Raw genomic sequence first — 15,665 nt, 5'->3', positions numbered from 1 at the left:
CTGTTGACTCGCAAGCCTGATGGCCTCTGCTTTAAATTCATCGGTGTATTTTCTGCGTGTTCCCATTTGATTCATCTTCTACTTTTCCTTTCATGTTAAAACATGCTTATGAAAAGTGTCCGTTAAATTGTGGGAAACCCATCATGAAGAGGTTATGGGTAAGAGCCATCCGTTATTATGTGCTACTACAACTCAGCGGTTCGAAAGAACAACTTTTAATCTATTGAATATATTGAGAAAAGGTCGCTCATAAAAACGCTACTACTTAAATCTATATGCTGGTTCTCTGCAATTTTCTCAGAGAACAGCCATGATGTTTTGGAGACAACGTGAAGAAGCCTGATGTGGCAGTAGTTTTCGAAGAAGGTGTCTCAGACGAGCAGTTTGTGGAGTTCAAAAATGCTGTTTCTGCCCAAGGTTTAGATGTTGTCGTTGAATCACGACCACCAAATGGGCCTATTGCTTGTGCTGAATGGTTCATTCCGACAGCTATTGTTGTTTTCCTAGCAAAATCTTACTTTGATGGGTTTTTGAAAGAGGCTGGTAAAGACCACTACCAGCTTCTTAAGTCGAAGCTTTCTCAGGTTACAACCAAGACTATGCGAATGCCGCGGATAGAGCCGGTGCTTTTTGGTACCAAAGGTAAGCTGCGAAAAAATAACCCATACTCGCTCGCTCTCTCAATTTATGCAGAAGCGAATGATGGCAATATATTCAAGCTCTTATTACCCAAGCCCAGCTATTACCAGGATTATGAGCAGATAGTCGTTTCTTTTCTTAATTTCTTAAATGATTACCATGAAGGGGCAAGAGTGCTTGGAGACATTGGTTTTGACACCGGTATCCAGCCTCCCGGTTCTACAATTCTTTTACACATGAATGAGGATACTCAACAAATTGAATGGGTTGATCACCGTTCTTAGAGAACAAAATCAGTCAACATGATGCCAAATCTCCATTTTGACTAGTTCCACTAAGATCGGGCTTACAAGCTAGATGAAGTCTACTAAGTTAATAATGCATATTCATACATAGCACTGGAGTAAACATTGAAATTAAGTCGTCTGAAAATAGAGAACTTCAGGGGAATCAAGTCAACAGAACTCCTGTTCCCAGATCATGTTGTCCTTATCGGTGACAACAATACTGGTAAATCAACAATATTCGAAGCATTAGATCTTGTTCTCGGACCGGACAGGTTGAGACGAAGTCCCCCAATTGATGAACATGATTTCTATGTAGGTAGATATTTCTTTGCCAGCGAGCCTAAAGAAGCAACAGAAAAGTCAGTAAAATGCACTGAGGCCCAAGATGCCAAAGCGGCCATAAATGTAGAGGTGGAGTCTGTTGTAGAAATGGACGTGAGTGAAGTAGAGCCTGTATCAGGGGGGCAGGAAAGAGCGGAAGCAGACTTAGTTCAGATTAAAGTTGAAGCCACAATCACGAATTTGTCTAATGAACAAAAGCGGCACTTTCGTGATTACATCGAGTGGTGGAATATCGACGAAGGTGCATTTTACATTGCTACTAACGTTGAAGGAGTTGATGCTGAAGCGATTCAGGAAGCCATACGAGTAACCTTCATCGGCGAGTATGACATTGAAGAGGATGACTTCGTCGGTAACACGTATTTTTCACGTAGTCTTGAAGAAGGAGGAAATCCTCAGTTTTTCGGACGGCGCGACAAACAGTTATGTGGATTCCTGTACTTGAGAAGTTTACGCACAGGCAGTCGCGCTCTAAGTCTCGAACATGGAAGCCTGCTAGATATTATTCTGAGGCTGAAAGAAATCAGGCCGCAGATGTGGGAATCTACAATCAATGGTCTGGCGTCTTTCGATGTCGCCAGCGGGACCGAACTTGGAATTACAGGTGTTCTGCAAAGCATTAACACTGCACTAAAGAAATATGTGCCGAAGGAATGGGGCGTTGAACCTCATCTTCGAGTATCTACACTGACACGTGAACATCTCAGAAAGGTCATTACGGCCTTTATTGCTACAGGTGAAGGCTCTCATTCCGCGCCTTACTTTCGTCAAGGTACAGGCACGATCAACATGCTCGTACTGGCAATGCTGTCACAGATCGCTGAAGACAAGCAAAATGTCATTTTCGCTATGGAAGAGCCTGAAACTGCGATTCCCCCATATGCTCAGAAACGAATCGTTCACGAGATCAGGACCCTAGCAGCTCAGTCCCTATTTACCTCGCATTCTCCCTATGTTTTAGAAGAGTTTAGCCTCGACGAAACTCTCGTTTTGTCTCGTACTAGAGAGGGGGTCCTTACACAGGCATCAGTGAATCTTCCAGATAGTGTTAAGCTCAAACGTTATAGGCAGGAGTTCCGCACACGATTTTGTGAAGGATTGCTTTCGCGCCGGATCTTACTCGCTGAAGGTGCAACGGAAGCCTCGGCGTTTCCAGTTGTAGCTCGCCGTCTTGCAGAGTTAAATCCTGAAAAGTACAGCTCTTTGGAGGCCCTTGGTATCTGCACAATTGATGCGGGAACAGAATCTCAGCTTGCTGATTTGGGCGGGCTATATCGTGGATTGGGAAAAGTAGTGTACGCCATATGCGATAATCAGTCCGCTGCTGACGAGGCTAGTATCGTGTCACAAGTTGATGAGCTCTTCATGCATAAGGAGAAGGGTATTGAATACTTGGTGCTGAAGAATACAACAATTACAGCTCTGGAGCGTTTTGTAGATTTAATAACATGGCCTCGTCATCTCTCACAGAAATATCCCAATCCAAAACTAGATGTAGTCAATGCGGTTAGCGATTATCTCGGTTGGGCGAAGGGGAACTGGGGGCTCGCTGATTTTCTTGCTCAATGCACTGAAGATGAAATTCCACAATGGCTGCGAGACACCTGTATTCGCATTCGTGAATTATCACAACTCCTTCCTAAAGATGAACTACATGAGGTAATGCCGCCAACAGGCGAAGCATTAATAGATACTCGCAGTGAGACACACCCGGAAGATGAGGCCAAAGGTGGCGATTGAACTTACGCAGATGCAAAAAGAAATTTTGGCTGCTGACGGGCACCTACTTGTACAGGGTGGGCCTGGTTCTGGCAAAACAACAATTTCCATTCTGAAGGCGCAAAAGCTAGTTAATGAAGGCTTGCAGAATGCCCAGCGTGTCTTATTTCTAAGCTTTGCTCGAGCGACTGTATCAAGGGTGCTTGAAGCCATTGCAGCAGAAGAAGAGATTACTCATGACGTTAAACGTTATATTGAGGTCGATACTTATCATGCCTTCTGTTGGCGACTTATTAAAACGCATGGGTATCTGCTCGGATTGCCGCGGCGACTTGTAATTATGGCCCCGCCAAATGAAGGGGTTGCTCTATCTGATATAAGAAATCAATACAAATCAGATTACAAGCTGAACCCAGAAGAATGGCAACAGAAAAAAAAACTCGAATATGATGAGCGGAGACGCCTCGCTTTTGAAGATGGATTGGTCTGCTTTAATCTTTTTGCTGAAATAGTGGGCGAACTGCTGCACAGAAGTAACAAGATAAGGTGTCTTATTTCCAATGCTTATCCGGTAATAATATTAGACGAGTTTCAGGATACCGCGTCAGATCAATGGTGTTTCATCCAAGCCCTTGGGCGTGACAGTATCCTTCTTGCATTGGCAGACCCAGAGCAACGGATCTTTGATTTTATCGGTGCTGATCCGGAAAGACTTCAACATTTTGAGAATGAATTCAAGCCGTCAAAATTCGATCTCAGTGATGAAAATCATCGTAGCAAGGGAACAGACCTTGCCCTCTTCGGAAACGATATTCTAAAAGGTAAGTTCACGAAGGAAAGCTATATCGGCGTTTATATAGAAGTTTTCGAACCAAACCAGAATCAGGCGATTACCAAAGTGATCACAGAAACCCTGAAAGCTCGCAAGCGCCTTCTGGTCGATGGACCAAAAGATTGGTCACTAGCAATCCTCGTTCCTACAAAGCGTATGACTCGGGTGGTATCAGAAGCTTTTCGAGAGCCGCCTGCCAAGTTACCTAAAATTGAGCACAATGCAACTGTCGATATGGAAGCAGCTATTCTTGCTGCAGAGATTATCGCTTACCTCTTGCAAAGTTACGGTCGACAAGGTGATGTTGCCACTTTTGTGAATTTGATTTGTGGCTACTTTAGAGGTAAGGGTGGTGATACACCTTCAAAGACTAGCCTTCAGGTAGCGGCGCAGATATTTACGGCTTTCCAAAAAGCAATTGAATGCCGTGAGCTAGGCAAAGCCGCCCCGAAGAAAAGTATTTTCTTACCAATTGAAACGGCCTATAACACAACGAACGACCTTGTTTTGACTGGTGATCCTGACAGCGATTGGACTACCGTACGTAAGCATCTGGATGCTGCTGATTGTTGGCGACTAAATGAAATTGCTAGCGAAGTCAGAAATATCAGGCTGTTGGATCGTGGGACACAGCTTCGTGAAAGTCTGTCCCAGAACTGGAGAGATACAGGACGATATTCAGACGCATTAAATATTGTCCAACAGGCTTTTGTCCAAGAGCACTTTTCGACCCAGGTAAGACCAGAGTCAGGCGTTGTCGTCATGAACATGCATAAAGCGAAAGGCAAGCAATTCGACGAAGTAATTATCTTTGAGGGACCACCACGGATCGCAAGACGCAAGATCGTAGCTAACCCAGATAGGATTGTTCGAGGAAATATACGTGACAACGTGGATGAGCAAACTCGTCAAAATTTTCGTGTCAGCATAACTCGTGCAAAGCGACGAACGATTATACTTACGCCAGAAGCAGACCCATGTGTTCTTTTAATACCTCAATATGATTAAAAACACTACGAGCCTAAGACAATAATATTATTGCTCTTACTTAATTAATTAACTTGGTACCTGCGGCACAGGTTTCACTGATGTCTGACATACGTTTCAATATGATCTGTTGCTAAGTATGTCTTAAAAGACGTGATACTTTTTTGAGGTATTAAAATTAATCTTTACTTGTTAGTAACTATCAGACTTAGTTTGTTGCAATAGTTATCGGGATTTTACCGAGATTATTAATAGCATTGCATTATGACTTAGTTAAAATCAGACAGGGCAGAGTATGGTTGTGTCAGATCTATTATCCATTTTCCTTTATATTCATAAGTTCAAGTATCAAGTTAAATAGTAAATCATGGCTAATTGATTCATCTTTATTTGCCATCATTTTTTCCCAATCAAAATTATTTTCATGTTTAAAGCTATCAGATAACCAGATTAGCATCGGAACATGTTTTTGGGCTTCTGGAGCAATTCGATAAGGCAGTCCATGGAGATATACACCGTTTTCACCCAGCGATTCACCATGATCAGAAACGTATAGAAGGCCAACATTGTATTCAGACTCAAGGTTCTTCAATGATTCAATAGTCTCAGCAATCAGTTCATCTGTAGCTAAAATACTGTTGTCATAAGCGTTAATAATCAGTTGTTTTGAACACTTTTGCAGTTGATTTGTCTCGCATTCAGGGAAAAATTTCTTTTGACTCGTCGTACTACGTTTAAAATATTCAGGGCCATGGCTACCTAACTGATGCATCACAATAAATGCATCTTTTGAAGGCGGTATTGAAGCTACTTTACTTTCAAATGCTGGAATTAATTCCAAATCACTGCATTGCTCACCATCACAATCAATAATATCTTGTGTAGGAATTCGGTCACACATTCCTTTGCAACCCGAATTGTTATCCAACCAAGTTACTTCAACTCCTGCTCGTTGAAGAATGTCGAGTACATTGTCACTATTTTTGGCTATATCAGAATCATAATCTGCCTGATTAAGGTATGAAAACATACATGGAACAGAGATAGCTGTTGCCGTTCCGCACGAAGCAACATTACTAAAGTTCACCATTGAATCAGGAGCATTATCTAGCAGTTGCAATAGCCTTGGTGTTGTATTTCTATGATAACCATTGAGAGTGAAATGATCTGCCCTTGCCGTTTCGCCTACGATCATTACAAATAAATTTGGTTTAATTTTATTAATTGGTGTAGTTAACTTTGCATTCAATGCTACCAATTGAAATTCAGTTGGAAAAGCGGAGGCTACTATTTTTTCCCCGACAGAAACACTTGCTGAAATGGCATTGAATGGCACGGCTAGATGCTTAACTTCACGGTGATTTCTAAAAAAGGAAGAAAGTTCTTTGTAGTTAAACTGTAAAAATCCTGCGAGGAGGATAAAAGTTATTATCAGAAGTGTGAGCCATACTTTTAGTTGATGTCCAAAACCTCCCCATTGAATATTCATTTTTTTGTTTATCATGGCGGGTATAAACAAAAATAAAACTAAATGAAAAAATAATCCGGTTCCAATCAAGCCTTGAGCTTCATTCCAATCCGTTTCAACCACGTTTTGCAGCATATCCTTATCAATTAGGATGCCATATTTCATCATGAAGTAGCTGCTAAAGGCTGAAATAATAATGAGTACTAAAAGCCAACCTTTTAACAGTTTTTTAAACGAAAATAATGAAACCAATAAAATATTAATTATAAAACTAAGAGCGAATATCTTAAATTTAAGTGATGACTCAAAAGCATTTTCTTGGTTAAATAAAAATTGAAATATTGGCAAATTGTAAATAACAGTAATAAATAGTGATGACAATAGTATATATACCCATATTGGTATTGCTATTGGATTACTAATCGCCGAATAAAAATTATTACTTTGTAAATAATATGAAGATTTTTTTGCGATGGATAACATTTTTCGGTTCCACTTATAAAGTTATTAACTCCCACTCTATAAGGTGAATCTTAAAAAATGCTTAAATCTAATTTGATGACAATATTATTTTTACTTCAAATTGTTCTTTTTGCTGTGTGAAAGTGATTTGTCCTTGATGTAAATCAACAATCATCATGACTATCGATAATCCAAGTCCAGCCCCTGTAATATGTTGGTGCTGGCTGTGCCGATAAAAGCGTTCTCCTAAACGATCAGACTCCATAGTAATGTTGTTAATATTTTTAATTGTAATTAGCACATTATTTTCTGGAACATTCGTCACTTCAATTTCAACTACTTGCTCTTGCTCTGAATATTTGGCCGCATTATCCAATAAATTTCGCAATACTATTTGCAGTAAAGAGGGATCGCCATAAACTTCACAATTTCTATCAACCTTGGTAGACCAGCTAACTTTCTCTAATTGATGAATTGATAGCTGTGACATGCTTTGTTCAAGCAATTCATTCACATTAAGTCTTTGAGGAGCGAGTAGGGACGACTGCTCAATTCTTGCCATCGCAAGTAATTGATTGACCAGATGAACCATCCTTTTACTGCCAGTATCTATAGCCGAAATTGCTTGTTGTTTTTCTTGTTCGGTTAAATCTGAATTAAGATTTTGAGCATGTAATTGAAGAATACTCAGCGGTGTTCTAAGTTCATGTGATGCATCAATAATAAATCTTTTTTCTTTATCAAGGTAAAGGGTGATTCTTTTTAATAAACCATTAATGGCTACTTGTATTGGTTTTAATTCACTGGGTAAGTTGGTGTGAACTTCAGTTAACTTTTCAGGTTTTTTATCTCTTAATTGTTGGCTCAAATGACTAAGTGGTCTCAAACTTAGTCCAATAATAAAATAAATTAAAATACTTAATGGAATAGTTAATAAGAGTAAGGGGCGTATTTGCGTTGCTGCCATGTGTCCACTCATTTCACTGCGGACATCTTCTCTCTGAGATGTATAAACCCAAATATCTTCAACTGGATCATACAAACTAAAGGTTATCCATTTATAATTTTTTTCGGCGATTTCATGAAAGCCTTCGGTTTTACTTTGTGCTAAAAATGAAGTGGCATTTTCTGAGAGTAATATTAACTTTTCGTTACGCCATATCTGAAAAGCAATTTTGCTTTCATATTTATGCTCTGGGAACATCCTTTCTTGTGCAGAGGTGAGCTGTTCGCCGGTATCAATTCTGGTGGGTACAGGGATTACAATGGGATCTTCAGAAAACTTGTTGGGATTAACTTTATATAAGGTCCACAGTAAGCGTGCAGTTTGGGCAAGCTGGGCATCATAAATCTCGTCCATTTCATGAAGAGAATTATGGTAAGAAATTGAAGCTGTCATCCCTAATATGATGATCATCAGTAGATTAATACTGACTAACAACCATAGCTTGATCGAGTTAAACGTCATATTCTTCTACTAACATATACCCAATACCTCTTACGGTCCTAAACAAATCATTTGATAGTTTTTTTCGCAGATGATGAATATGAACTTCGGTAGCATTGCTGTCTATTTCACCATCCCAACCGTAACTTAATTCATCAAGGTATTGCCTGCTTAAAATACGATTGGGGTTCATCATAAACTCTTTTAACAAAAGAAATTCTCGTTTTGTTAATGTGATGCTCTGACCGTTATATTCACACTCATGAGTCTGTAAATCTAATCTCAAGCTTGAAATAAATAAAATATCATCCTTCCGTTCTGAACTGCGTCTTACCAGTACACGAATTCTTGCTTCAATTTCACGAACGTCTGTCGGTTTAACTAGATAATCATCCGCACCATTATTCAAAGCTGCTAACTTAATTTCGATTTGATCTTGAGCTGTTAAGACTAAAATAGGCAAGCTATGTCCATTTTTACGTATAGATTTAATTAGTGGAACAGCTGAGCCATCGGGTAATCCTAGATCCAGAATCATTAATGCAAACTCACCGTTCAAAAGAGCTTGTTGGGCATGTAATCCTGTGGTGCAATGTTCCAATTGATAACCCATACGCTTTAATGCCGTTATGATCCCTAATGCTAATAGCTGATCATCTTCGATTAACAAAATTCGCATTATGTGCTTTCCTCACTTATCAAACCATTTAGGCTGTTTGGTTATTGGAATAAAGTAATTTAAAAATGACATAACTTGAGAACAAACAAATAAATAAAGTGGTTACATCATGTGAGAGAAAATGTGCTCCCCTTAATTGTTGGCTAACACCAAACAGTAAGCCAAACCCCATCCCGATTCCCAGACCATAATATCGCCAAGCGGGTTTTATCTCTCTGAACATAAAAAATAATGCGACCCAAGCATAACCGATGCTGGCATGACCGGCGGGAAAACAGTAAGCCATGGGCAGACTGTTGGATCTATGAGCGAATAAACTTAAATATGGTCTATCACCACCAAACAGATCTAAACTCCAGGGGCAATCTATGTCGGTAATTGATTTGAGATAACTGACAGCAACAAATGAGACGATCAATGACAATGTTAATCCTTGCCATGCTTTAGCCTGAGAGGGATATTGTTTATGTTTAACGGTGTAAAAAACGGTGATAACTAATACTAATAGCACTGCAATATAATTTAACCATCGGCCACCATCATGCAAAACATCATTGGTTAGCCAATGTTTTCGTAAAAGCCATTGGTGTCCTTCTAAAGCATAGATATAACCAGCAAGCTTAAGATCTCCTCCAAAATACTCTAGTCCCATCATTAAACAAAAATACACTAGTAATAGCAGCCAAAAGGTATGGTTCTTATAGATAGCTTGTTTCACCATAAAATAATTAACCACGTCAAAAAAGCCGTAACCAAACTTACAAATACTGCAGCAGAACCAATATCTTTGGCCTTACCACTTAACGTATTAAACTCATGCCCAATCCTATCAACAACGGTTTCTAATGCCGTATTGAGTAGTTCAGCGACAACGATTAAAGCTAAACTAAAGATCAACATTACTTGCTCAACAGATGTGATATTAAGCAAAAATGTGATTGGCACTAGAAATACAATAAGTAAGAGCTCTTGGCGAATGGCAGCCTCGCTTTCCCAGCTCGCACGTAATCCTTGATATGAATATTGTGTCGCATACAACAATCTTTTTAATCCCGTATAGCCCTTCTTCATTTTTTACCTCAACAAAAATTTCTACGCTCATGTTATGTCCGGTTTCTTAAGCAACGCTTAAGAATTGAAATTTATATTGGCCTCGAAATCTTTGCAGCTGACTACTTATATCAGCGAATAAGACGCAGTTAATGCATAGAGGAAATATAAATAAATGCTTAAGAATCTAAACCGAACCTGGCTGATATTTGGGCCGTATCAATTATTTATCAAAATCATGTTGCTGGGGTTGTTCATCCTCTCATTATCGAGGATGGGTTTAGTGGTTTGGCAATGGGAAAGAGTTTCGGCTGTCACCGACCTTTGGACTATGTTCAGTCAGGGTGTTAGATCGGATCTGATTATTATGGGAATGTTAATGAGTCCCATAGCTCTATTACTACCAATACTTGTTAATCGATGGTTTTGGTCTGTATCTAGATGGATATTATTGATATGGAGCGTATTGATCCTGACGTTTATTGTTTTTATGGAGATTTCTACACCCGCTTTCATCATGCAATATGATCTCAGGCCAAATCGTCTGTTTATTGAATATCTTAAATACCCTCATGAAGTATCTTCAATGCTATGGAACGGTTTCAGGACTGAAGTTCTGGTAGGTAGTCTGGTAACGATTTTATCGGCTTGGGGCATAACACGATTACTCAAATACCAATTCATCAACTTCAAGTTTGACTGGCCAGAATGGAAGATATGGTTGTTTTGGCCAGTCTTGGTGGTAATTTTAGCTTTGATGATCCGGTCTTCACTCGGACATCGTCCAGCCAATCCAGCATTATTTGCCAGAACTTCAGATGCCATGGTTAATAGTCTTTACATCAATTCGGCATGGTCTGTTTATTTTGCTATTTACAATATGCAGCACGAAGACAAATCCTCAGAGCTTTATGGAAAAATGTCTCATGAAGAAGTCCTTGGCACGTTGAGTCAACTCTATCCATGGATTCCAAATGATTCAGACGCAAAGAATCCTACCATGCATTTTCAGCAAGCAACTCAGCACCGGGAAAAACCACTCAATTTAGTAATAATCCTAGAAGAAAGCATGGGAGCAAGTTATGTAGAATCTCTTGGTGGACTGCCGGTAACACCAAATCTCGATCAATTAAAAAACGAAGGTTGGTGGTTTGAACAACTTTATGCAACCGGAACGCGATCTGTAAGAGGAATTGAAGCGGTGGTCAGTGGTTACCTTCCGACACCGGCTAGAAGCGTTGTTAAATTGTCGTTGGCCCAACAAAACTTTTTCACACTAGGTGGTTTATTAAAACAACAGGGCTACTTTACTGAATTTATTTACGGTGGAGAGTCTCATTTTGACAATATGGCCAGCTTCTTTATTGGCAATGGCTTCGAATCTGTCATTGATGAGCGTGATTTTGAGGATCCAATCTTTACAGGTAGCTGGGGTGTGTCTGATGAAGATTTACTCAATAAAACACATCAACGTCTTTCGGAGTTAAATGCTAAAAATCAACCATTTTTGAGTTTTGTTTTTACCTCTAGCAATCACACACCTTTTGAATATCCTGATGGTCGTATTCAACCTTATGACCAGCCTAAGCAAACTGATAACAACACAGTTAAATATGCTGATTACGCATTAGGAGCGTTTTTTGATAAAGCTAAACAAAGTGAATATTGGGATAACACACTATTTCTCGTCGTGGCAGATCATACTAATCGGGTTTATGGCGACGATTTAGTACCAATCTCAGGGTTTCATATCCCAGCATTAATAGTCGGTGCTGATATGGAATCAAAGCAAATTAAAACTGTGTCCAGTCAAGTTGATTTAGCGCCTACATTGTTATCTTTAATGGGGGTTTCTGCGAATCATCCGATGATTGGACGCGATTTAACCATTGAGTCAGAACAGCTTTCACCTGGCCGCGCCATGATGCAATTTGCTGACTATTTTGCACTTATGAAGGGGACAGATGTGACGGTTTTAAGGATGGATCAACCATCCAAATCTGGACAATATGATCGGTTAAAACGACGTATGGAAGTTATTGGCGACGCAAGTGAGTCACAAGAGAAGGAAGCTTTAGCACACTCATTGCTACCTTCATGGCTATATCGAGAACAACGTTATGGAATCAGTGATTAACAACACTCGGATTGAAAATAACATTGGCAAAATCAATCACTGATTTTAATTAAACCGAAGTCTTTAAGACTTAACACAATGCGATTTTCCACAATATTTTATTATGTTTAAACATTAATTGAAAAATTAGTAATTGCTGATAAGCGAGGTGTCTCGACGTACTTTCCAGATCATGCTCAGGATATAATAGAGACACCACTCATATGAACATTTCTATGTTCAAACTCATATTTTGGAGACATCAATTAAGTTAAGCCTATCTTAAGTTTCAAGTCAGACAATGCTGCTTCCTTATCTGATTGAGTAAGCGGCCTATTATGTCAAACCAAACGAGCAAGCAACTTGAATTTGCTGAAAAATATAATGAACAACATGCGAAAGCCTATTTCCAGAAACACACAGATGGATTAGCAAGAAAACTGTCAAACTGGCGTGATCAACAGATCGCCAGAAAAGCCTTAAAAATAGCGGGTAATCCGACAAGCGTATTGGATGTCCCGTGTGGCACCGGACGCTTTTGGGATGTGCTGACTGAAAACCCTAAAAGGCATGTCTATGCCTGTGATAACAGTCAGAAAATGATTGATATAGGACTGCAATATCGCGAAAAACAACTCATTAAGAAAATACATACATTTAAAGCTTCTGCTTTTTCATTACCACTTAGTGACGGTTATGTTGACAATATTTTCTGCATCCGTTTATTACACCATATTGGTTATTCCGAGGATCGTCTTAAACTATTAAAAGAATTTCACCGGGTCAGTAAATCCACAGTGATTGTTTCTCTTTGGGTGGATGGTAACGTTAAAGCCTGGAAACGAAAAAAACTCGAATCGAATCGAACTAAACGCCATTATCAGAACCGTTTTGTCATACCTCAAAAGACTATTGAAAAAGAATTCAACGAGGCTGGTTTCAGTATAAAAGCCTATCTAGATTTCATCCCGAAATACGCGATGTGGCGAACTTATATTCTCGAAAAAAATGAGAATATTTCATGTTAAACACTATCAATAGAGTCAGTTTGTTACGCTCGCCCCCTAACAAGGACAGTAATGTTTTTGAAGAACTTTGGCGTAATAATGCCCCTTGGTTTGAAACACCCAATGTGCGCCGTGGCGGGTGGAGTGGTGTAGTCAAATGTATGATTGATAACTTTGGAAGATCGGAAAAAGTTTTTATCAAGCGGCAAGAAAATCATATGACAAGGACGCTTATGCATCCACTTAACGGTATTCCAACTTTTTTGCGTGAATACCATAACATTCAATTACTTCATGCCAAAAATATCCCAACGCTGGACGTTTTATATTTCGGTACAAAAGGTGCCAAAGCTGTTCTAGTTACCAAGGCGTTAGAAAGGTATATCAGTTTGGATAAAATTGAACTTTCAACTTTAGTACCAGAAGACAAAAAAACATTGATTTCTAGTATAGCCATAGTAATACGCCATTTACATCTACATCATTACCAACATAACTGTCTCTACCCAAAACACATCATGGTTCGTCAACGTGCAAATGGTTGGGATGTAAAACTTATCGATCTTGAGAAGATGAAATATCGTTTAGTAAAAAAATTGGCAGTCATCCATGATTTAACCACCTTTGTTCGTCATCTAAGTGAGATTTGGTCCGCGAGGGAAAAGGTATTATTTTTTCAAGCTTACTTTGAACAGCCGAAAATATCGTGTCAATCAAAAAAAATCATTAATACGGTGTGCAAAAGGATTAAATGGAAAGATGATGCTAGAAAACAATTTGAATCAGCACTCATCACTTGATTGTGATGACTAATATATATTTATCTGATATTGGGGGGGGCCAGTTTTACGAAATAATATGAGGTTAAGGAGAAGTTTTACAAGTTACATTTCAAGTCTGGATTAAATGATCTTGATTAAAACATTTAGGTATTAAATTTTCTAATTTTGTGATTAGCTTTCAGTAATAACACAACTTTCAAACGTATTTTTTTCGAAACCACATTGATATAATTCTAGCTAACAAGACCCCTCCCGCTTCCCTTAGAACAGCGCACCGCGAGGGGTTACTCGTTTTTCACACTGCGATATGTGTCATCTTTCACTCGTCCTCATCAGCGTTATTATCTTTTGATATAAGTAGCCTTCTAGATGGCAAGGCTCGGATTAAACGTTGACGATAGTCAAAATATTTTTTATCGGATAAAAGTTCCAACAGGTCATTAGAGACTGCTAAGTAAGAACGAAGTTCTGCTGCCTCCAATGCTGGTAGATTCATTAAAGCACGCTGAATAAGAAGTTCGGTGGGATTTCTTTTCGATAAGTCTTCACGGACAAATGGCTCAATGGATACACCAAAATAATCTGCAAGTGCTTCGATCATGAAGTAATTGGGTTTTGAAATTTCATCATTTTCCAAATGCCCAATTTCAGAGTTTGAGGTACCTACTGCTGAACAAAGTTCACCTTTGTTAAGGTTCGCAATCTCTCGAAGGAATAAGAGATTGGATGATAAAAATACCTCTTTTCTGTTGTTCATCGTCACGAAACCATGAAACAAAACAAGTATTTTAATTTAAGCCTATCTGATGATTTTGGCAATAACCCATAAACTAGATTACAGTTTTATATTATCTGCAACCGAATTTAACCGATTTGTTAATTCAAATAGGTTGCGAAATTATGAAATTTTTTTAAATTAAAACTTTATAACACATCCGCAAAATATTGAATAATTCTAAATCTTGTGTTCATTAGATGTTTCTTATTTGTTTTTACTAGAAACTGAAATGGAGGCGGGTGATGGGGAAAATATATTCAACAACCGCACCGGGATTGTTTTCACGAGGTCCTTTTCCCATACCTCCCAGGCGAAGAATTGCCAATCAATTTCATCGATTATTTAGTATTAAAGCTGGCATGAGGACAGTATGTGTAGAGAGTCCTCTTGAAGCAGATGCCATTTATTGGGCTGAATCCGACCCTAATATTATTGAAGTATGCGAACAACCACTTCGAATCCATATGCCATTTGGTAATAGACCTTACTTTACCTTCGATATTTCTTTTAAATGGACATCGGGAAACGAATGCTTTTATGAAATAAAACCTGAATCAAGCATGGAGCGTTCATCGAACAACAATCTAATCCCTAAAAACTGGGAAGTGATTCAGGATATATGCAGGGCTAACGCTTATACCTGTCAAGTACTCTCTGATAAAACAATAAATGAAAAGTCATTGGAAATAGCTAATTGGCGACGGTTACTTCCCTATGCCAGAACGGCATATGAATCAGATGAACCTTGGATAGTTGAAATGATTATTCATGTTCTTAAAGGGATTGATAAAGCCACTATTTATCAAGTTTTTGCACAGATGCCTGAGGTTTCAAATGAAAAGATTATCTGCTTTATTGCAAAGCTCATTCATCAAGGTCAGATGTCGGCAAATTTGAATAGCGCTCGCTTATCAGGTATGACCACCCTCTGGGTTTCCCACAATTTAACGGACACTTTTCATAAGCATGTTTTAACATGAAAGGAAAAGTAGAAGATGAATCAAATGGGAACACGCAGAAAATACACCGATGAATTTAAAGCAGAGGCCATCAGGCTTGCGAGTCAACAG

General features: G+C 38.9%; 13 protein-coding genes. 7 read left to right on the top strand and 6 right to left on the bottom strand.

What is annotated here, in order from left to right; all coding sequences use genetic code 11:
* Window positions 1-329 precede the first annotated feature (329 nt).
* The 3 genes from Q7V21_RS11970 (at window position 330) to Q7V21_RS11960 (ending at window position 4,827) form a co-directional block, all read left to right on the top strand.
* Window positions 330-923 (top strand): hypothetical protein, encoded by a 594-nt coding sequence (locus tag Q7V21_RS11970; protein WP_304917523.1) that lies wholly within the window; start codon window positions 330-332, stop codon window positions 921-923.
* Window positions 924-1,049: 126 nt separating this feature from the next.
* Window positions 1,050-3,008 carry an ATP-dependent endonuclease gene (locus Q7V21_RS11965; RefSeq protein WP_304917522.1) on the top strand — a complete coding sequence of 653 codons (1,959 nt, stop codon included), beginning with the start codon at window positions 1,050-1,052 and terminating at the stop codon, window positions 3,006-3,008.
* On the top strand, window positions 2,998-4,827 hold the full coding sequence (locus tag Q7V21_RS11960) for a UvrD-helicase domain-containing protein (protein WP_304917521.1): 1,830 nt from the start codon (window positions 2,998-3,000) through the stop codon (window positions 4,825-4,827). The genes Q7V21_RS11965 and Q7V21_RS11960 overlap by 11 nt, the downstream gene beginning before the upstream one ends.
* Before the next feature lie 292 nt (window positions 4,828-5,119).
* Here the strand turns inward: Q7V21_RS11960 and Q7V21_RS11955 are convergent, their stop codons facing one another.
* From Q7V21_RS11955 to Q7V21_RS11935, 5 genes are all read right to left on the bottom strand, one after another.
* Window positions 5,120-6,757, bottom strand: a complete 1,638-nt coding sequence (locus Q7V21_RS11955; RefSeq protein ID WP_304917520.1) for a phosphoethanolamine transferase — start codon at window positions 6,755-6,757, stop codon at window positions 5,120-5,122.
* A gap of 67 nt (window positions 6,758-6,824) precedes the next feature.
* The gene (locus Q7V21_RS11950) at window positions 6,825-8,153 is read right to left on the bottom strand and encodes an ATP-binding protein (RefSeq protein ID WP_304917519.1); all 1,329 of its coding nucleotides are present in this window, start codon (window positions 8,151-8,153) and stop codon (window positions 6,825-6,827) included.
* Window positions 8,154-8,193: 40 nt separating this feature from the next.
* A complete protein-coding gene (locus Q7V21_RS11945; protein ID WP_304917518.1) occupies window positions 8,194-8,862 on the bottom strand; it encodes a response regulator transcription factor in 669 nt (222 codons plus the stop codon).
* A gap of 28 nt (window positions 8,863-8,890) precedes the next feature.
* Entirely contained in the window at window positions 8,891-9,583 is a 693-nt protein-coding gene (locus Q7V21_RS11940) for a phosphatase PAP2 family protein (protein WP_304917517.1), read from the bottom strand.
* Window positions 9,577-9,933, bottom strand: a complete 357-nt coding sequence (locus tag Q7V21_RS11935) for a diacylglycerol kinase (RefSeq protein ID WP_304917516.1) — start codon at window positions 9,931-9,933, stop codon at window positions 9,577-9,579. The genes Q7V21_RS11940 and Q7V21_RS11935 overlap by 7 nt, the downstream gene beginning before the upstream one ends.
* A 154-nt stretch (window positions 9,934-10,087) precedes the next feature.
* Here Q7V21_RS11935 and Q7V21_RS11930 point away from each other — a divergent pair, with 154 nt between their 5' ends.
* The 3 genes from Q7V21_RS11930 (at window position 10,088) to Q7V21_RS11920 (ending at window position 13,835) form a co-directional block, all read left to right on the top strand.
* A complete protein-coding gene (locus Q7V21_RS11930) occupies window positions 10,088-12,049 on the top strand; it encodes an LTA synthase family protein (protein ID WP_304917515.1) in 1,962 nt (653 codons plus the stop codon).
* A 317-nt stretch (window positions 12,050-12,366) separates the two neighbouring features.
* Window positions 12,367-13,056, top strand: a complete 690-nt coding sequence (locus Q7V21_RS11925) for a class I SAM-dependent methyltransferase (RefSeq protein WP_014707138.1) — start codon at window positions 12,367-12,369, stop codon at window positions 13,054-13,056.
* Window positions 13,050-13,835: a lipopolysaccharide kinase InaA family protein gene (locus Q7V21_RS11920; protein WP_304917514.1), complete on the top strand. Its 786-nt coding sequence runs from the start codon at window positions 13,050-13,052 to the stop codon at window positions 13,833-13,835. Before Q7V21_RS11925 ends, Q7V21_RS11920 begins: the two co-directional genes overlap by 7 nt.
* A gap of 301 nt (window positions 13,836-14,136) precedes the next feature.
* Here the strand turns inward: Q7V21_RS11920 and Q7V21_RS11915 are convergent, their stop codons facing one another.
* Window positions 14,137-14,574, bottom strand: coding sequence for a helix-turn-helix domain-containing protein (locus tag Q7V21_RS11915; protein WP_041354507.1), 438 nt, complete (start codon window positions 14,572-14,574; stop codon window positions 14,137-14,139).
* Between the two features lie 263 nt (window positions 14,575-14,837).
* On the opposite strand from Q7V21_RS11915, the gene Q7V21_RS11910 reads away from it, so the two are divergent.
* On the top strand, window positions 14,838-15,575 hold the full coding sequence (locus tag Q7V21_RS11910) for a hypothetical protein (protein ID WP_304917513.1): 738 nt from the start codon (window positions 14,838-14,840) through the stop codon (window positions 15,573-15,575).
* Window positions 15,576-15,665 lie beyond the last annotated feature (90 nt).

The organism is Methylophaga sp. (assembly GCF_030651745.1).
This window is presented reverse-complemented; position numbering and strand designations above follow the sequence as displayed.

Excerpts from the sequence above, each read along its gene's own strand:
- Q7V21_RS11955 (WP_304917520.1), bottom strand. The coding sequence starts at position 6,757 with ATGTTATCCATCGCAAAAAAATCTTCATATTATTTACAAAGTAATAAT.
- Q7V21_RS11950 (WP_304917519.1), bottom strand. The coding sequence starts at position 8,153 with ATGATCATCATATTAGGGATGACAGCTTCAATTTCTTACCATAATTCT.
- Q7V21_RS11945 (WP_304917518.1), bottom strand. The coding sequence starts at position 8,862 with ATGCGAATTTTGTTAATCGAAGATGATCAGCTATTAGCATTAGGGATC.
- Q7V21_RS11940 (WP_304917517.1), bottom strand. The coding sequence starts at position 9,583 with ATGGTGAAACAAGCTATCTATAAGAACCATACCTTTTGGCTGCTATTA.
- Q7V21_RS11935 (WP_304917516.1), bottom strand. The coding sequence starts at position 9,933 with ATGAAGAAGGGCTATACGGGATTAAAAAGATTGTTGTATGCGACACAA.
- Q7V21_RS11930 (WP_304917515.1), top strand. The coding sequence starts at position 10,088 with ATGCTTAAGAATCTAAACCGAACCTGGCTGATATTTGGGCCGTATCAA.
- Q7V21_RS11925 (WP_014707138.1), top strand. The coding sequence starts at position 12,367 with ATGTCAAACCAAACGAGCAAGCAACTTGAATTTGCTGAAAAATATAAT.
- Q7V21_RS11920 (WP_304917514.1), top strand. The coding sequence starts at position 13,050 with ATGTTAAACACTATCAATAGAGTCAGTTTGTTACGCTCGCCCCCTAAC.
- Q7V21_RS11915 (WP_041354507.1), bottom strand. The coding sequence starts at position 14,574 with ATGAACAACAGAAAAGAGGTATTTTTATCATCCAATCTCTTATTCCTT.
- Q7V21_RS11910 (WP_304917513.1), top strand. The coding sequence starts at position 14,838 with ATGGGGAAAATATATTCAACAACCGCACCGGGATTGTTTTCACGAGGT.